At 59.7% G+C, this 18,195-nt stretch carries 16 protein-coding genes and 1 pseudogene; 5 read left to right on the top strand and 12 right to left on the bottom strand.

What is annotated here, in order from left to right; all coding sequences use genetic code 11:
- Window positions 1-89: 89 nt before the first annotated feature.
- The 4 genes from V9L18_RS10695 to V9L18_RS10680 all read left to right on the top strand — a co-directional run bounded on the left by V9L18_RS10695 (window position 90) and on the right by V9L18_RS10680 (window position 4,415).
- Window positions 90-1,292, top strand: a complete 1,203-nt coding sequence (locus V9L18_RS10695) for an MFS transporter (RefSeq protein WP_337347145.1) — start codon at window positions 90-92, stop codon at window positions 1,290-1,292.
- A complete protein-coding gene (locus V9L18_RS10690) occupies window positions 1,285-2,529 on the top strand; it encodes an ATP-grasp domain-containing protein (RefSeq protein ID WP_337347144.1) in 1,245 nt (414 codons plus the stop codon). The genes V9L18_RS10695 and V9L18_RS10690 overlap by 8 nt, the downstream gene beginning before the upstream one ends.
- Window positions 2,529-3,821, top strand: a complete 1,293-nt coding sequence (locus V9L18_RS10685; protein WP_337347143.1) for an ATP-grasp domain-containing protein — start codon at window positions 2,529-2,531, stop codon at window positions 3,819-3,821. Before V9L18_RS10690 ends, V9L18_RS10685 begins: the two co-directional genes overlap by 1 nt.
- 462 nt (window positions 3,822-4,283) lie before the next feature.
- Window positions 4,284-4,415 (top strand): hypothetical protein, encoded by a 132-nt coding sequence (locus V9L18_RS10680; protein WP_337347142.1) that lies wholly within the window; start codon window positions 4,284-4,286, stop codon window positions 4,413-4,415.
- A 582-nt stretch (window positions 4,416-4,997) separates the two neighbouring features.
- Here the strand turns inward: V9L18_RS10680 and V9L18_RS10675 are convergent.
- The 11 genes from V9L18_RS10675 to V9L18_RS10625 form a co-directional block, all read right to left on the bottom strand.
- Window positions 4,998-6,017, bottom strand: a complete 1,020-nt coding sequence (locus V9L18_RS10675) for a ketopantoate reductase family protein (protein ID WP_337347141.1) — start codon at window positions 6,015-6,017, stop codon at window positions 4,998-5,000.
- 62 nt (window positions 6,018-6,079) lie between these two features.
- Entirely contained in the window at window positions 6,080-6,973 is an 894-nt protein-coding gene (locus tag V9L18_RS10670) for an alpha/beta fold hydrolase (protein WP_337347140.1), read from the bottom strand.
- Window positions 6,970-7,374: a Dabb family protein gene (locus V9L18_RS10665; protein ID WP_337347139.1), complete on the bottom strand. Its 405-nt coding sequence runs from the start codon at window positions 7,372-7,374 to the stop codon at window positions 6,970-6,972. Before V9L18_RS10665 ends, V9L18_RS10670 begins: the two co-directional genes overlap by 4 nt.
- 47 nt (window positions 7,375-7,421) lie before the next feature.
- The gene (locus tag V9L18_RS10660) at window positions 7,422-9,011 is read right to left on the bottom strand and encodes an amidohydrolase family protein (RefSeq protein ID WP_337347138.1); all 1,590 of its coding nucleotides are present in this window, start codon (window positions 9,009-9,011) and stop codon (window positions 7,422-7,424) included.
- Entirely contained in the window at window positions 9,011-10,204 is a 1,194-nt protein-coding gene (locus tag V9L18_RS10655; RefSeq protein ID WP_337347137.1) for a sugar ABC transporter substrate-binding protein, read from the bottom strand. Before V9L18_RS10655 ends, V9L18_RS10660 begins: the two co-directional genes overlap by 1 nt.
- Window positions 10,205-10,329: 125 nt before the next feature.
- Complete coding sequence (locus tag V9L18_RS10650) at window positions 10,330-11,727, bottom strand: amidohydrolase family protein (RefSeq protein WP_337347136.1); 1,398 nt, start codon at window positions 11,725-11,727, stop codon at window positions 10,330-10,332.
- Between the two features lie 40 nt (window positions 11,728-11,767).
- Complete coding sequence (locus V9L18_RS10645; RefSeq protein WP_337347135.1) at window positions 11,768-12,811, bottom strand: ABC transporter permease; 1,044 nt, start codon at window positions 12,809-12,811, stop codon at window positions 11,768-11,770.
- Window positions 12,808-14,364, bottom strand: a complete 1,557-nt coding sequence (locus V9L18_RS10640) for a sugar ABC transporter ATP-binding protein (RefSeq protein ID WP_337347134.1) — start codon at window positions 14,362-14,364, stop codon at window positions 12,808-12,810. The genes V9L18_RS10645 and V9L18_RS10640 overlap by 4 nt, the downstream gene beginning before the upstream one ends.
- 375 nt (window positions 14,365-14,739) lie before the next feature.
- A complete protein-coding gene (locus V9L18_RS10635) occupies window positions 14,740-15,447 on the bottom strand; it encodes a GntR family transcriptional regulator (RefSeq protein ID WP_337347133.1) in 708 nt (235 codons plus the stop codon).
- Window positions 15,448-15,497: 50 nt separating this feature from the next.
- A complete protein-coding gene (locus V9L18_RS10630; RefSeq protein ID WP_337347132.1) occupies window positions 15,498-15,902 on the bottom strand; it encodes a cupin domain-containing protein in 405 nt (134 codons plus the stop codon).
- Between the two features lie 74 nt (window positions 15,903-15,976).
- Window positions 15,977-16,825 (bottom strand): fumarylacetoacetate hydrolase family protein, encoded by an 849-nt coding sequence (locus V9L18_RS10625; protein WP_337347131.1) that lies wholly within the window; start codon window positions 16,823-16,825, stop codon window positions 15,977-15,979.
- Between the two features lie 230 nt (window positions 16,826-17,055).
- Between V9L18_RS10625 and V9L18_RS10620 the strand changes: the two genes are divergently transcribed.
- Window positions 17,056-17,520, top strand: a complete 465-nt coding sequence (locus V9L18_RS10620) for a cupin domain-containing protein (RefSeq protein ID WP_337347130.1) — start codon at window positions 17,056-17,058, stop codon at window positions 17,518-17,520.
- A 405-nt stretch (window positions 17,521-17,925) separates the two neighbouring features.
- Here V9L18_RS10620 and V9L18_RS10615 read toward each other — a convergent pair.
- A pseudogene (locus V9L18_RS10615) lies at window positions 17,926-18,195 on the bottom strand (malate synthase A); the annotation flags it as partial.

Here is an 18,195-nt window from a genome sequence, read left to right as displayed (position 1 = left end):
TTAAGACTGAACACACAGAAGCTGGTTCCCGGGGCCAGCGAATTCGCACATCGATGGGATTCCCGTCTATCCGTGGACGGGGACTGTTCGTGGGTTCGACAGTGGTCGATAGCCTCGCAAACGGTGTCGTCTTTGCCTTCCTGCTCATCTACTTCCAACAAGTGACAACTGTCCCACTTGCGGAAATCGGGTTGGCCATGACGGCTGGACGGCTGATCGCACTTGTCACCCCACCGCTTGCTGGCATTGCTCTTGACCGCTGGGGACCACGAAAGGTGATCGTTCTCGGAAACTGGCTTTCCTTCGGAGGTGTCGCTGTAGCCGCATTCGCTACGGACTTCTGGATGATTGGCATCAGTCAGTTACTCATCCAGGTTGGAATGAACCTTTACTGGACGAGTTCCCGGAGCCTGGTCGCCATCGCTTCGCAAGGCGAGGAGCTACCCCGGTGGTTTGCACTGCTGGGCGCACTTCGGAACGTTGGTACCGGAGTGGGTGCCGTGGTCGCTTCAGTATTCCTCGCGATAGATTCCGCTGTTCTGATGCGCTCGCTGGTGGGTGTCAGTGCCTTTGCGTTTATCATCGCGTCATTCCTGCTCCTGGCCTGGAATAGGCCTTCAAGGGGCGATGAAAAAGTACGCAAGATCGCCAAAGCTGAAGACCATACAAGCCGGCCTGAGCTTCCTGGCAGCCGAGGATACGCTGCGGTGCTGACAGACCGCCCATACATGCTACTGCTGGGGCTCAACCTTGTGTTTGTGCTCGCGGCGATGATTCTTCCTCTTGTACTCGCAGTGTGGGTCGTCGACATTGCCAAGCTCACACCCGCATGGGCCGGCGGCCTGATTGCGGCGAATACCCTTTGCGTGGCGTTGCTTAGCAACCTCACCGTACGTCTGACCGAACGCATCAACATTGCGTCTGTACTCGTGGGAGCTTTCGCCCTGAACGCACTCTCATTGGTCCTCTTGTGGGCCGCAGGGGCTCTCAGCGGAGGCTTGCCGGCAGTACTCTTCCTTGTTGGATTCATCGCGATCTACAGCGCCGCAGAGATGCTGAGCACTCCGTATATGAGTGACCTGAGTGTGTCGATGGCCGACCCCGACCATTCGGGCCGCTACCAAGGTGCATTCCAGTCATCGTGGAGTCTTGGAATGGCTATCGCACCGGTCCTTTTCGCAGCGCTTCTTCAACTTTCACCCAACGTTCTCGTTGGACTTCTCATCGCACTATGCCTGCTTTCCGTCCTCGGATGCTTCCTGCTTAAACGAAAGATCACACAAAATGCCTAATACCCCTACGGACGCAATCGCAATCTTGGAACCCTTCGGCAACGCCTCGGGGCCGCTCACTGAAGCGGTTGTCCAGAAGAACCTAAGACTGATCACAATCACCCAGCGGGACGTTTTGCCCAAGCTTGATGCGCAAGTGGTTGCATCTTCCGACGAGATCTTTCTGGTCGACTTTGGCAGCCCCACCGTGGTCGAGGACATCCACGCACAACTCAACAACAAGGGGGTTGTCGGGGTGATTACAGGTTGGGAGTTCTTCACTGGATTGGTGGCCGAGGTCGCCGCAAAGCTCGGTCTCCCGGGAAACCTGCCAGAGAAATCCTATGCGGCCAGGAATAAGTGCATGATGGCCCAAATATTCCTGCAATCCAATGTCAGGCACGCCAAGACTGTAGCGGCAACTGATGCTGGCTCTCTGCATACTGAAATTTCCAGGGCTGACCTTGCCTATCCGTTGGTCATCAAACCAGCAGAGAACGCCGGCTCGGTGGGTGTATCAATCATCGAAGGGCCTGACGAAATCCCAGTAGCTGTTAGGGAAGCACAGGCCTTCCCCCTTGAATTTCCTCACGGCTTGCCACTCGACGATCGAGTGGTTGCCCAGGAGTACGTTGGGGGCCTCGAATACTCCGTCGAATCCGTAGCTTTCAAGGGTGAGATCAGCCATGTGGCAGTCACTGGAAAGAGCACCACAGAGGGTAGCCGCCGTGCTGAACTCGGCCATGTCATCCCCGCAAATGTGTCCACCGAAGATCTGCGTGAAATCCATAAGGCGGCGACTGCAGCGTTGACGGCTCTTGGTTTCAACAATGGTGTCGCACACACGGAGGTGAAAGTCTGGAACGGAGAAGCCTGGGTCATCGAAGCAGGGCTTCGCCCCGGAGGGGACCACATCATTAAGCTTGTTCCACTTGCTACCGGACTCAGCCTCGCCGAGGCATACGTTGACGTAGCGCGGGGAGTCAAGCCCGTCCTGCAGGTGGCAGAGTCTTCCCGAGCAGCGGGAGTTCGTTTCGTCGTACCGGACCGTACGGGAACTGCTGTGGTCACGACGCCATTCCCCGTTCACCCTTCGTTGGTGGAAGGCGACTACCTTGTATCGAACGGTGAGTCGGTTCAAGATGGTGTCGACAATATTTCCCGATTGGCATATGCCATCGTCGCTTCAAGCACGAGAGACGAGTTTGAGCAGGAAATGGGTTCAATCCTGGACCGCATCAAAATTGGTATCGTCTAATGGTTGGGCTCGCATTCCTTCGATCCATTGAGGTCGAGCAGGCACATCCCCATCTCGCTGAATGCCATGACTGGCTCAAAGAGCAGGGGGTTACAAGCCATTTGATCTATTCTGATGGCGATGTTTCTGCTCGCCTGTTTGGTGGCGAAACAACCCGGCTGCCGGAAGCAGGCGCCTTGGTTGACTTTGCTTCGGCCTTCGAACGGACAGTGCCTTCAGGCGGCGTTGGTGTCAGCATCTCCATCCCCGACGAGAATGTAGTTCGTGATGCTGTCCTCGGGAGCTCACATACCACCGGGGGACGCGCGGTTTTGGTGCCATCGGTTTCTGTCGCACTAACCCTCTCGAGCAAATGGGAAACCAAGCATGCGCTGACACAGCACGGTATTCCTACACCGAGAGGTTTCTATATTGACGGAGACTTGCTTGCGGGTCGGGCTTCCGTTCAGATGGAATATGCTCCTGCCCTCAATGCTTTAGCCCGGGATCTCACCTTCCCGGTACTGGTAAAGCCAGTCTGGGACTGCCTTGGCAATGGAATGGTGCAATTCGACGACAGAGAAGCCTTCAACGAATGGCTCGCCTCCGGCGGGATGAACGTGAACTGCGTCGTTGAGGAGGTTGTAGACGGTGAACTGTGCTCTGTTGAAGTCATCTCCGACGGTGAAAGCGTACTCATGCAGCCCATCGTCTGGAAGGGACCCACGATCTCCTCGGGAACCTTTGCGTTTGAACAGGTTCGATGGTCACACGCAAGCGTTGATATAGAGAGGATCGACCTTGGGCTCGCCACGCGCGTACGCGAGATGTGCCGAAGGGATCGACTCCGGGGAGCCTACGAATTTGAGTTCATCGCTACTCATAGTGGCTTCACATGCATTGAGGTGAACCCACGAGTGTCCGGTTCCACTGCAATGTCCATCTGTGCCTCTGGGGTCAATACGTACATCGAATTGTGCAAAATTGCTCTGGATAATTGGTGGCCATTAGATACGCGTGAGTCAGAATGCCACACGGCATTCCAGTTTCCGCTGGCCGGTCAGGCACCCAGTGCTGAAGACTTCGCGGGTTCACCTGCAGAAGTGCTCAGAGTCAGCAACTTCACGGTCGATGTTCAGTCGTATCCGTCTGCTCTGGTCCGCGTTGATGACGACCAGTTCTCGGCGTTCCTTGCATGGTGCCGATACGAAGGTTCAAAGCTTGTATCCCAGGGAACGTGCGACAGACTGGAAAATGCCCACGCAACAAGGATGGCACACGTATCGATCGAGGCAGCAAGCCTGAGTCGCTGAACCGCACGATTCTGAGTTTCGAGCAGGTACCAGGGGCGGCCCCCGCTTTTGCTAGGGCCGCCCCTTGTCTTCAATCCTAGAGCGTGGTCCTTTTCCAGGCCCGGGTGAGCACGGCCCGTAAACCGTTCGCGGGCATGATCGCCCCACCGTCGGGAAGGAGTCCGGTGGCCGCGTTGACCAGCTCACTGTGCCGCACCGCCCGTGGGGTCGGACCCGCACGCTTGCGCCACCGGTAGAACGAGGCCCGGGAGACCCTCAATGCCCGGCGCAGTCACACCACGGAATGGTTCGCCTTCTCCGCCCGGTACGTCACCATTCTGGCCAATGCCAACAGGGACCTCGAACAGGAACGGACAAATTCCGGGTCCTCCGGGAACACCAGGCCTCCGGGATCGTCTTCTGCGGCAGCGACATCGAAGGTGCACCGGGACGGCCCAGCTGGCGCGGGAGGTCAACCTCACCGTGAGGGCCGACACAAGAGTGGTGGCCCTCGCACTGCGGGGGTTCGATTCGACCAAGATCGTCATCGACAACGACGCCGCGTCATACGAAACTGACGCGGGTACATGCTCTCCCTCGGCCATCGATGAATAGAGTTCATCGGCGGAATGCCCGGATTGACCGCGGTCGAGCAACGAGTGATTGGCTACCGGCGCGCAATATTTGAGGCGCAGGCACTCCCCCAAGTGGTCGGCGGGACGGGAAGCGGCAGGAAACAGGGCGGGACGCCATCACACAGCTCGTCGCGGCAGGGCAGCTCCAGATCTTCGGGTGCACGTAGATTCATTGCCATAGCCCGTTGGTACCAAACCAGTACCACCGCGTCCCTATGCGCCAAAGCTACATGACATCTGGATCTGTTTCATTGAACTCGACGAAATATCCGTTATCGGCTCTTAAACAGCAGGACCAGAAGTAGCAACGCATCCTCGAGAAGTGCGCGCTCCTGAACCAGGACTTTAAGGGACGTCTTGGTTGAACATGGCGATCTCAGCAGCAGTCGCCGGTGCGGTCATGATTACGTCCCTTGAACCGGCCATCTCAGTACCAGCGAGGGCGCTGATCGCAACGGACTCCCGGATGGATTCCAGCTCATCGGACACCCCTTTCAGGTGGGCCTACTGCTCCTCGTGGCGCGTGCCTGTCGCACACCGGCCGCGCCTGTAGCTCCAGGCGTTAGGCCAGCAGCAAGTCGACGTTGCCCGCTTCCCTGTTAATCTCGCCGCTTTCGATCTTGTGTGCGATCTCAACAATGCGTTCGTTCACGGGCGCCTTCCCCCCGAGCTTCCGCTGTTGCTCCACAACAAGTCCGTTGACTTGGTCGACCTCGCTGCGGCGTCCCTTCGTCCAGTCTTGCAGGACGGTGGTTTTCTGGCCAGGAATGGAGTACTCGTCGTGGACGACCCCTAGAAGCTGCTCTGCGAAGTCTTCGGCAGTGCCAATGTTCTCTTCCCGGAGTCCGAGGATGGGGACGAGATGGTTTCCCAATTCCACGGCGGTCCGTGCAGCTTCCCGGCCGGCTTCGGTCATGAATTCCCGCATTCCTGGCACTTCGACAGCTTCCATGACAGTCATGTCGAGGATGGCCGACGGGACGAGTTCAGTGGCGTTGGCCACCAGCTTCATCCACTTTGCCGAGCGGATGTCGGAAGTAATTTCGACGTGTCCCGACTGACGGAGCAGGCTGGCGACTTCTTCTTCCCGGCCTTGGGCTTTTGTGTCGAATGCGCCCACTGCATACCAGGATTTGGCCCGTGTCGTGTCACGTTGGACGATTCCCGGGATAAACATGGTGGATGCTATTTCGATAACACTTCCAATGGTCCGTTCAGCGCCGACAACATCAGCCATCGCATCGATCGTCATTCCGTTCTGCATGCCGACTACAAGGCCATCGCTTTTAACGTGAGGCTTAATCAATTCGCAGGCCCACCGGGTGTCGTAGGCCTTCACCAGGACCAGGACGACGTCGAACTGTTCCCTGAGCGTCGCCACTTCGCACAGGTGAAAGACGGGGACACGCGTGGTCTCGGTGACATCAGGCATTTCGACGCGAATTCCGTTTGCCCGAATGGCCTCTACATGTTCGGGCCATTGTTCGATGAAGGACACATCGTGGCCTGCACGGAAAAGGTCAGCCCCTATCGAGGCACCGTTCGCTCCTGAGCCGAGTACCGCGATTTTTTTCTCAGACAATGTCGTGTCCACTTTCTGTTGTTTGTTCCAGTTGGCCGCTCGACTACCCCCCGTGCGCCGGGTTACGCGTTGAGGAATGCAACCAGGCTGGCGGCGGTTTCCTTGGGGCTTTCTTCGGCGTTGAAGTGCCCTGCTGGTACTTCAACGCCCGTAGCGTGCGGCGCAAAGGTCCGTTGCCAGATTTCCGTGGGGGTTTCGTCGCCATGTCCGAGGAATTTCTCCCCCCAAAGGATCAGCGTTGGACAGTCCACGGTCTTGCCGACTGCGATGTCAGCCCTGTCGGCTTCGGGATCGGATCCGGCACCTGCACGATAGTCCTCGCAGAACGCATGGATGCGGGCCGGATCGGCCCAAGAGCGACGGTAATTTTCCAGCGCGGCAGGCGCGAATGCCGTCAAGGTGCCATCAGCGGTGTGGTTCCGGAGCAATTCTTCGATTTGCACTGTTGTCATGAACTCTTCGGCTTTCGGCGCTGGCTGTGCGTAGGAGCGCCAGTGAGGCGTAAAGGCGGCATTGGTGGCCATGTATTCCCAGATCACATGCGTGGGAAAATTATCCAGAATCGCCAGTTTCTCAACGGCTTCCGGGGTATCCAGAGCCATGCGGTAACCGACGAGGGCGCCGCGATCATGGCCGACTACTGAGAAGCGATCATGGCCGAGTGTCTTCATGACGGAGATGACTTCCTGCGCCATCGTTCGCTTCGAATATGTTGCGACGCCACCGTCGCCTTTTGGCGCACTCGTTTGGCCATAGCCCTTCAGGTCCAGGCAAACGACGCGGTGTGTGCGTGCGAGCTCGGGCGCGACACCATGCCAGCATTCGTGTGTTTGGGGGAATCCATGCAGCAAAACAACCGGTGACCCATTCTCGGGTCCGCCGATGCGCATGAAGAAGTCGAGGCCGTCGACCCGGACAGACCGAGCGGTGAAGCCGGGGAAAAGGTCAATGGTCACGGGTGCATCGCTTTCTCTCGAATACCTGCTGTGACACGTAGGGCTTCGGCAGCCGCGGTGGAAATCTGAATGGATTGTTTCTCTTGGACCATGATCGAGGCCCATCGGTGCAGGGTCTCGATGTGCAACGGGTGGGCCAGATAGTCGAGCAGGTCCTGGTTGGTGTCGAAACCAACCAGGAGTGCGTAGTCTGCCCCGCCTGGCCTCAAGTGCAGTGCCGGGCCGCAGGTGAAGTAGCGGATCATGTCCAATTCCGACGCCATTTGGTAGAGATCGTCGGTTAGACCATCAACTGATTTCTGCTCGACTCCCGGTTTCCAGGTGAGTTCAACCAGATGAAGAACGCTGGCCGGGTGTGGCGACGGTGCTGGTGGCAAGCGGTCTGTCGGGGCGGAGCTCATTGTGGAGACTTCTTCCTGTTGGTTGCCGGCGCTGGGGCGTGGCAGTTTCAGTGACCCTTGCGGGCGTTGAGGTAGCGGTTGAGGTGCTCAAAGTTGTTTTTTCTGTTGCCCGTCGGCTGTGTGGGGTCAACGGTCCATCCGCTTTGCGCAGCGAGGTAGTCGCGTGATGCATGGATTCGCTCCCGCAGCGCATTTGTACCCTGGTACAGGGAGGACCCTGCCCACTTTTGGATGGATCCCGCGACGATGACGGTGTCGACGGCGGCGGAGTCCACGCCTTGGACGATCGTGCCGATGGCGTTGTTCAGTGGCATCGTGGCAAGGTCTTCAGCTCGTAAGGCAACGATGTCCGCTTCAAACCCAGGGGCCAAACGGCCGGCGGTAGAGCCGAGACCGACGTGGGCGGCTCCATTGGCGGTAGCGAAGGCCAGGACATCCTTGTTGGTCAACATCCTCGGTGGGTTGGTCTCTCCCGCGTAGCGTCGGCCGGCGATACCCATGCGCTGGGTGGCCAGGAGGCATCGCATTTGGGTGTACATGTCCCCGGCCAGGCTGATCTCAACGTCGACGCTGAGACTTGGGGCGATCCCGTGATCCAAGGCCTGCTGAATGGGCGGCATGGCGTCGGCAATGCCGATCTGTTCGTCTGAGGTCGGAGCGAGTGTGACGCCGGTTCCTGTTGCTGCCAGCATTTGCCACAGTTCATCGGGCATGTCGTTGCAGTGGATGAGCGACACGTCTGGTCCCAGGTAGCCTTCGGATCCGAGTTGGATCATTTCGTCTGCCGACCCAGAGCCGTGAACCCCGTCAAAGGTGACACCAAAGCCGTTGCCGCGCGCGAAGTCGAGCAGCTCCCGGACCGGCCGCTCCCGGTACATGTCAATTCCCATTCGGATGCTGGAGGCGGAGCCGGAAGAGCAGTACTCATCACGAAGCCGGAGCATGTCCTCGGGCCATTGGTGATCCCACTCCCCCGCGTTTGGTGCCGCGGCAGCGTGCACGGCACGAATACCGGCGTCTTTGTAGGCTTGGAATACAGCATCGGAGTGTTCCCTGGAGCGGGAGTTGTGGGAGAAATCCAGGATGGTGGTGATGCCGGACTGCAACGCGCCAAGGCACGCGGCGAGGGTGCCGGCATACATGTCTTCGGGCCGGTAGTGCAGCGCCATGCCTCCGTGGGTGGTGGCCACGTAGGCGTCGAGGTCGGCGTCAACAGCAAGGCGCCTGAAGGCTGACTGCCAGCAGTGGCGGTGGCTGTCGATCATGCCGGGCATCAGGATCATCCCCGCCATATCCACGCTGATGGTGTCAACGGAGCTGGCAGCCGCAAGATCCTTGCCAACGGCGACGATTTTGGATCCCTCTATCAGCAGATCTGCTGTGGGTAGGTCTCCAACGCCGGGATCCATCGTCACGACTGTGGCGCCTCGGAGGAGAACGCGCCGGGTTGCCGGTGCCTGGTTTTGTATGCGCGCCAGGGTGTGCGCTGATTCGGCGGGTGAAATTTCGTAGTAGCGCCGGACGGGCCGCTGTGGGGCCGCATCGACGGTGTTCGATCCCGCCGGGCCTGCCGGGACCGGTGGTCCAAGTTGAGCCGTGGTGGAGATGCCGGTAAGCCCGGCGTGATCGATTGACATTATCCGTTCCAGATCTTCCTGTAGATGGCCTTGTAGTCGAAGGGCAGGGTCCAGGGCTTGCCTGCTTCGGGCAGGTTGTGGTCCTTGTCCAGGAACACCCATCCGCCTCCCTCGGTCGGCAGCTTGGCGGGGTCTTCTCCCGCGAAGATGCGGTTCAGTGTACTCGCCAGACCCCAGGATGCCATCTCGTAGGAAATCGCGGTTTCGGTCGTCTGCGCCCCGCTGCGGATGAGGTCCAGGTTCAGGCCTTCGCCGCCGGCGATGATGCCCTTGAAGTTAGCCTGTTTGATGGCGCTCTCCAGTCCAAGGCCCATCAGAGAGTCGATGCTGACGGAGACTGCCTTTACGTCCGGGTTTTGCAACAGCGCCGAGGCCCAGATCTGGGTGGCCTGGTTGGGGACCTGCGCGAACGTGAACGGCACGTCCACAATCTCGCACTTGGGGCACGCCTGCGCCATGCGCTCAGTGAAGCCCTCATGGCTGTACGCGTGTGTGCGCTGGGAGGCTTCCCGAACCTCGAGGATCTTTCCCTCGCCACCCATCAGGGCCGCAAGGTAGTCCGCGCGTGCAGCTCCCCACTTCTTGTAGTAGTCGGCGATCTTGGTGGATCCCATGACGTTGACGCTGCCCGTGAACAACGGTTCTTCCCCTCCGAAGGCCGGATCGTCACAGTCGATGGAGGTGAACTGGACCACCGGGATGCCAGCCTGTTTGGCCCCGACAAGGGAGCTCTTGATCCCAGGGCAGTCTCCTGAGAACAGGGCAATTGCATCCGCCTTTGCCGCGACGGCCTGGTTAATGGAGTTGGAATAGACCGACGGGTCAGCCTTGCTGTCAACCAGTTTCGATGTCCAGCCAAGTTCCTTTGACGCTTCGATGAAGGAAGCACTCAGGTTGGCGCAGGCCTGGTAGGACTCGCCACAGGAGATGACCCAGACATTCTTGCCCTTGACTGCCTTGGGGCCAGTTTCTGTCGGCTTCTGCATGGCCTCGCCGGCGTATCCGGCCTTCAAAACAGCTGACTGCTCGGCGGTGAGGCTGGAGGAACTGCCGGCCACGGCACTTGTCTCGTTGACCGTGCTGCAACCGGCCATGCTGACCGCTACTGCCACGGCTCCAAGGCCAAGAACCAGCCGGCTTACACCCTTCAATGGAGCCGAGGCGAGCCCGGAACCTAGTTTGCTTGTCGTCATTGACTTCTCTCTTCTTTGAGATTGTGAGGCCTGGGCTGAACGGGCGCCGATGCCTTCCATTGAAATCTAGGTCACATGTTCGATAACGTCAACAAATTTCGAAAATGTTAATGATTTTTTTATTGTTACCAGCCATGCCCGGCGGGAAGCTCGGGGGGCGGGAACGGGATCAGACCGCCGTGGCTTTGACGTGCCTGGCCGATGATCCGGCGGCTGGAGGCTGTAATTGCCGAGAGCTTTTCAGGCCAGTTGGGTGTGGCGAGGCGTCCGCCCCGCTTCTTAATGGCCCCGGCGATCATGACCAGGTCGATGTCTGCCACCGAGGATTGGGTGATGATCGCTGCCTCCGGTTCGCTTTCATCCCAGCCGGCCATGTCGGGGCTGTCCGTGCGGATGAGAACCAGATCGGCCTGCTTGCCTACTGTGATGCTGCCCAGGCGGTCGTCCATATGGAGAGCTTTAGCCCCGTTTATGGTCCCCCATCGCAGTACTTCCTTTGATGTGATCGCCAATGCTTCCGGGTTCTTCCCGGCCGCCAGCGCCTCCTGGGCTTCTGACAGTGCCACTGTCTGCATGCCCAGGCGCATCTGCCCAACGAGGCCACCTCCGCAACAGCCGACAGAATCCACGCCGATGGTGGGGTGCAGTCCCACACGTCTTTGGCTGGCCAGTGAGGGCGTGCCCAAGGCCATCCCGATTTCCACCTCGATGCCGGCACTGACTGCTGCTCCGACGTCGGCAACGCGTCGTAGTTCGTGGTCGGAGCTGGTGTTTCCGTGAACGAAAATGATGTCTGGTCCGAGTAGGCCTGCTTCGTCGAGCATGTTGATTTCGCCGTGCCCGCTTTGAACTGCGTTGGCATGGAGCGTTAGCTGCGCGTCAAAGGATCTTGCGAGTTTGAATTGCTCTTCTACAACGTCCAAGGGGGCCATGAACAGCTCAACGGGGGCAACGCCCAAGGAGAGCAGACCGGCATCCTTGAAGTAGCGTTCCTGGAGCCCGTTGAGCAGTGGCACGTAGGACGCGGTGTCGTTGAAGACCCGTGGCGCCAGCGGTGCCTGACCCATCCCCAGGGCGTAGACGCCTCGGATTCCGGCTTCGGCCATGCCTTCAACGCCGGCGTAGGCGTGTTCGTGCGTGTTGACGTTGTGTTCGTAGCCGATCACCGTGGTTACGCCGTTGTTTATGCATTCCATGGCGCCGGCATAGGTGGCGTGCCGGGTATCATCGGCGGTGACCAGAGGGGCGATGTGGAGCCTGATCCCCTGCATGTATTGCAGCGTTGACCAGTCGGCGAAGACGCCTCTGATGCAGGTCTGCCACAGGTGCCGGTGGGTATCGATCATGCCCGGCATGAGGATGCATCCTGTGGCATCAATAATCTCGGCACCGCCGCCGGGGAGGTTCTTGCCGATGGCTGCGATGACGTCGTCCTCGATGAGGACGTCGGTCTCGTAGAGGTTGCCGATTTCGTCATCGACGGTGACGATGGTTGCGTTCCGGACGAGGGTTCTTCGTGTCATGTCTTCTCCTGGTGGTGACGGCGGTAGGCTGCCGACCGGGCTATTCGCCTAGGGCTGCGGTGCCGGTACGGCGGCGCTTGAATAGTGCCGACAGGCCTACCGCGACGACGACGGCTCCACCGTTGAAGACATCCGTGACCCAGGGCTGGACGCCCATTAGAGCCAGACCGCTGACCGCCGTGGCGATAAAGATCAAACCGAGAACAGTTCCAGGAATGTTGTACTTGCCCGGAGTGAACGTTGTCGCGCCGAGGAATACCGCGGCCAGTGCGGGCAGCATGAAGGTGATGCCTCCGACCTGGGGGTTTCCGTTGCCTTGAGCAGCTACCTGCAGTACTCCCGCAATTCCGGCGAAACCGCCGGCCCACACGAAGCTCATCATGATGATGCGACGTATCGGGAGACCCACAAGCGTGGCGGCGTCAGCGTTGGAGCCGACAGCGAAAAGGTAGCGGCCGTAAGTGGTCTGGGTCAGCACGAACCAGGCGGCAGCTGCAAGGACAAGCATCAGAATGAACAGTACGGGGATACCGAGGAGGAGCTGATTGCTCATCCCTGTCAATGCCGGCGAGATGTTGGAGCTGATCGGGATGCCTTGGGTGTAGGCCTGGACGATACCTGCAATGACAGTCGATATGCCCAGGGTTGCGATGATCGAGTTGATTCCCAGGTAGGCGACGAGGATGCCATTGATGGCGCCGATGGCGACGCCGGTGGCTACCCCGATGAGGATCGAAGGTAGCAGGGGCAGCCCGGTCTTAGACATCATGGACGCGGTCACGATGGAGCAGAGACCCAGGTTGGCGCCGACGGAGATATCGAACCTTCCACCGACCAAGGGGAACACCAGGGCGACGGCCATGACGGCCAAAACCGACTGTGACAACGCAATGGAGCGAAGGTTCGCCCCGGAGAGGAAGACGCCGGGCAACTGGACGGCGAAAACAGCCACGAGAATGACGAGAAGCCCGACAAGTCCGAACTTCTCCAGAATGCCGGACACTGAAGTGAGCGGCCGGCGTTCGTTCCCCCGCTCTGCGGGTGGGGTCTCCAAGGCGGTGCTGGTGCTGGTTGTCGTGGTCATGCGCTTTCCTTTCGTGCCGTGAAGACCATCTCGGTCAGGTGGTGCCGGCTGAGTTGATGTCCAGGGATTTCGGCGGTAATTCGGCCGTTGCCCAGAACGAGGACGCGGTCCGCCATTTCGGCGAGCTCCTCCAGGTCCGAGCTGACGAGGATGGCTGCGGCGCCATCGGAGACTGCTCTGCGGATCAGGTGGTAGGCGTCGGCCCGGGCGCCAACGTCGACGCCTTGCGTGGGTTCGTCCAGGAGGATCAGTCGTGGCTTGCGCCGCATCCAGCGGGCGAGGATGACCTTCTGGCGGTTGCCACCGGAGAGGGAAGACATCAGCGCTTCGTCGCTGGCTGTTTTGATGCGGAAGTCAACGATCGACTTGCGGGATGCTGTCCGTTCCTTGCGGTGCTGCAGGCGTCCGAGCTGGCTGAACTCGTCCAGACCGGCGGCGGAGATGTTTTGCCGGACGGTGAGATCGGAGAACGCAGCGTGGGTGTCACGGTCTTCGGGGATATAGGCCACGCCGTGCTTGATGGCTTCGGCCGGAGACTTCAAAGATACTTCCTCGCCGCCAATGAGAACTTGGCCGTCGTCGATCTTGTGATCGCCGAAAAAAACCTGAAGCATTTCGCTGCGCCCAGCCCCGAGTAGCCCGGCGATGCCGAGGATCTCTCCCTCGTGGACTTTGAGGCTTACGCCACGAAGCGGGGCTCCGCTGACGTTTCGCAGTTCGGCAACTACTGGTGCGGCAGCAGTGTCCGCCGCAGCGACGGGCTTGGAAACTTCTGTCAGTGGCTTACCGACAATATAGGAGATGAGTTCCTTCTCCGTGATGCCCTCGGTGCTCTGGGTGACGATTTCCTTGCCGTCACGCAGAACTGTCATCGCATCGGAAATGAGGCGGACTTCCTCCAGGCGGTGGCTGATGTAGATGATCGCGATGCCGGATTCGGTCGCGCGTTTGATGGCCGACAGGAGTACCTCGACTTCTTCCTCCGGCAATGCCGCGGTCGGCTCGTCCAGGACGAGGGTGGAGATGGCGGCATCAGTTTCGTCCCGCTGCAAGGCCCGCGCGATGGCGACCATGGTCTGGTCGGCGATCCGCAGGCTGCCCATGAGCGCGTTGGGTGAGACGTCGATGTGCATATGGTCCAGGATTTCTCCGGCCTGCAAATTCAATCGCCGTTTCTGGATGCGGCCAAGCTTGTGTGGGAATCCCAACCCCATCCGCAGGTTGTCGGCGACGGTCATGGTCGGAAAGATGCCGGGATTCTGGTGGACGAACCTCAGCCCGTGCTGCCTGGCCCATGCCGGGGAGTGCGCCTCGGTAGTGACGGTAGCACCGCCGACGGTGATGGTTCCGCCTCCGTCGGCGGCCTGCACACCTGCCAGGCTCTTGACCAAGGTGGACTTTCCGCTTCCGTTTCCACCCAGGAGCGCGTGGACGGTTCCTGCCTGAACATCGAAGGAAACGTCGTCGAGCGCTTTTCCGCCGTTGAACGTCTTGGACAGGTTCGCGATTTGCAATGCCGCGCCGCCGACGCCGGCGATAGTCTCGCGGCTCATGAGAGCTCCCCTGTGCCCTCAAGGTTCTTGGCGGGCGGGAAATACTCACCGCGGATGCCCTCGAGGGAACGGCGTGTAGGGGTTGCCGTGGTTGAAATTTTCACAGGACTTCCTTGTCAAAGTGAACGTTGCTTCGCATCAGCGCGAAGGCTGGACACCCGGGCAGTAACTCATCGAGTGTGACCGGCATCTCTACTATATGGCACTAATTTCGACAGTACAAGCAATTTTCGAAAGTATGCGACGCCGGGCGTAGCGTCGCCGAGGACAAGACGGTATGGGTGTCGCACGCGGAAGCAGGCATCTGGGCAGAGAATAGGGCGCCTGCAAATGTGCAGGCGCCCTGGGGCTTTCTTGCCGGATTGCGGCGGAAGCTTAGCTGGCTACGTTGCCCTGCCTGATTGGTTCGGCGGGTTCCATAACGCCCGAATCAAGGAGGAGTTCCGTCGTCAGGGCGATGTGCCGGTCCAGAACGCGGACAGCTTCGTCAACGTCGCCGGCCGTAACTGCATCAACGAGCGCCTGGTGTTCGCCCGCGATGTCCCGTTCGGGGTGGTGGCCTAGGGGTACTGACCAGCGCCTATAGAGTTCAGCCGAGTCGCGGAGTTGCAATGCGATGGCCTTGAGCCGCGGGTTTTCGCATCCATCCAGAAGTGTCTGATGAAATACTGCGTGGGCTTCGACCCAGTCGTCGTTCAGGCGGTCCGGATCCTCGGGATCTCGCTGGGGACAGCGCCCCAGCCGGTGGTGTGCAGCCAATACTTCGGACTCCCAGGCCACTCCGCCTTCGGCGAAGGCGTGTTTGAGAGTGAGGGTTTCGATTTCGCGGCGGGCCTCGGTCAAATGGACCAAGTCGGCTTCTGAGATTGATGTCACCCTGAACCCGAGCTGCGGTTCGACCTGGACCAGACCTTGTTCGGCCAGACGGGACAGCGCCTCCCGTATGACCCCGACACTGACCGCATAGTTGGCGCAAAGTTCAGCGAAAGGCAGTTTCTGGCCGGGAGTTACCCTTCCGGCCAGAATGTCAGCGCGAAGTGCATTGAACGCCTTTTCCTGGCGGGTCTTAGTTTTCGGAGCCATGGCCGAATTCTATCATAATCGAACTTTACCTATAGATTCGAAAATACTTGTCAGTGTGTGACTATCTGGGCGTCCGGCAAATCGACATCGATGTGCTGGGAACCCTGCCCCGGGTAGCCCTGGGCAAAGCAGAAGGAGCGGAACAGTTCGCCGTCATGGGCCTTGAGCTTATGGGGAGTATTGGGCTCGGTGTAGATCAAGTCCCCCGGCTTGACCTCAAAGGCTTCCTTTCCGACCTGCATGACACCAGTTCCCTGCAGCACGAACCAATATTCGTGGGTGGGGTGCTGGTGGGCGAGGAGTTCTTCCCCGGGGTTTACTTCGAATACGGAAGCCAGAGCAAGGTAGGTTCCCAGGGTCTGGGCCTCCATCGATTCCTTGGGGATCAGATATGTCGACTTTGCTGTCCCGCCGTGCTCGGGGACGGCGCCGGTATCTACGGACCACTTGTTCATATTTATTCCTTTGCCTTCTACTTCCGGAGCCTTGGCCCGGTAATCAGTTGTTTGCGTTGCCTGCTGCGGGAGCCTTAGGAACCGACCATTACCTGGCGGATGGAGCCAAGGCCGGTGATCCAACTGAGCAGTTCATCACCGGGCTGCAGCCACACCTGCGGTTTACGACCAAGGCCTACGCCGGCAGGGGTGCCCGTAAAGATCACGTCGCCGGGCTTGAGGGTCAGTACGGCGGACAGTTGCGCGATGAGCTCCGGAACAGAAAAGACAAGATCACTGGTGCGGCTCTTCTGCATTTCCTGACCGTTGATGGAGCACCCCAGCTCGAGGTCGTCCGGGTTCTCGAACTCATCGGGAGTGACTACCCAAGGACCGAGGGGGCCGAAGTTCGCGAAGGACTTTCCCAGGCTGAACTGCGGAGCCGGACCGGCAGCCTGAGTGATGCGCTCGGAAATATCCTGACCCACTGTCAGGCCGGCGACGTACTTCCAGGCGTCGACTTCAGGGACATTGGAGGCTTCCTTGCCAATGACGGCAACAAGCTCAACCTCCCAATCCGTGTGACCGTCCGCGGGAAGGGTCACGACGGCATTGGGCCCGGCAAGGGAAGATGGGAACTTCGTAAAGACCGTGGGGCTGGTCGGAATGGCAAAGCCCGACTCTTCAGCGTGGGCGCGGTAGTTCAGGCCGATCGCGAGCACCTGGGACGGTGAGGGCACCGGGTTCTCCAGGTCCTCCGCTGCAAAAGTAAACCAGGGCGCCGTTGCCGCGGCAGTACGCGCCCAGGCCAGCAGCGCATCCCAGTTCCGGTAGATCCGTTGCGGGTCTGCCGGGAACTGCCCCGCACTTGCTTCTTCGATGTCGATGGCGCGGCTCTCGTTAACAATGAGCGAGGCGCGACCCTTGATATTGGCAAAACGCACGAATGTCCTCCTTGGCAGTCGTTGGTGTTGTTTAATCGTCTCTATCCAGCTTCGATATGTCAACATATTTTCGAAATATGATTTTATCTTCGACTACTAGCCTCAGGGAAGGATTCGAATATTGTGGTAATTTTCGATATTAGGTACGCTGAGCTTGTCACGCCGGTTGTTAGACCGGCTGCCGTCGGATGCGCCGCAGCCGACAAACCCTTCATTGTCGAGGAGTTACCATGGTTCATCCACACGCTGGTGAAACGGTCATGGCCGGGGCCGTGCCTACGAAGTTCGAGATCACCGCAGAGATGGTTGGGGGCGCCTATTGCATCGTGCGCCAGGCCATCGCTCCGGGGCAGCTCTTCTGGCCGCACGTCCACGAGGTCGAAGACCAAATCATCGTTGTCCTAAAGGGCAGCCTTGGCGTTCGAGTAGGTGACCGGGAGTGGACAGCGGAAGCCGGTGAGGTTGTGTACCGGCCACATGGTGCGCCGCACACGGTCTGGAATTCCGGCTCCGAAGCTGTGGAGATGCTGGAGATTACGTCGCCCGGGCGTTTTGACGAGTACTTTGCCACGCTGGGCCACCTCACCGCCGCGGGCGACGATGCCGGGCGGGAGCAACTGCTGGAACGCTTCGGCGTTAAGGGCGTCAGCGACTGGGTGGCGGACCTCAGCGCGCGCCACGGCGTCAAACTCTGATTTGATCATGCAAGGCCCGGCCTCGCCCATCAGGGCGTAAAGGCCGGGCCTTGTCGTCGTCGGGGGCAGAGCGCCCCGACGACGATGCATCCGCGAACTGGCTTAGATCGAGGGGAAGCTGAACTCCGGTCAGAGAGGCGAGCCAGGCCAGATCAGCGTCTGCGTCGCCGACCTGTCCCGCGGGTTGGTTGACGCCGAACAACCATTCGCCCCATGAGAAGAGACGCACATTATTGGCAAAACGGGCAAAAGTCATGATGACACCGATCGTCTGCTCTATCGCGGAGTGGTCGCCTGGGTCCCCGGCGCCCGGCCTTCGGGCTGCTGTTGCGAAAGCATGCCAGGGACCCAGCCGACGTCTTAGGCCCTTCAGCCGACCAGGGCAAGGGGCCGGTCAAGGTGGCCTCAGGCCGGCTCGGAAATGAGGAGTTCGTAGGCAGCGGTGGTCAGGAAAGCCGCGAAGTCCGGACTGTAGATGAGTCCTTCGAAGCTTCTTTTGGCGTCTTCGAAGCGGTCGCCGTCGAAACGTTCCAGCCGTGCGAACTCTTCGTCGAGGAGTTCCTCGATCCAGCGGTGGGTGATGATTTCGCCGTGGTCCGTGATGGCGGACGCGTACATCCACTGCCACAGCTGGGAGCGGGAGATCTCGGCGGTGGCGGCGTCTTCCATGAGGTT

It is taken from the genome of Pseudarthrobacter sp. CCNWLW217 (assembly GCF_037203985.1).
Classification (GTDB): domain Bacteria; phylum Actinomycetota; class Actinomycetes; order Actinomycetales; family Micrococcaceae; genus Arthrobacter.
The sequence above is the reverse complement of the archived record's forward strand: the minus strand, read 5'-3'. Positions and strand labels throughout refer to the sequence as shown.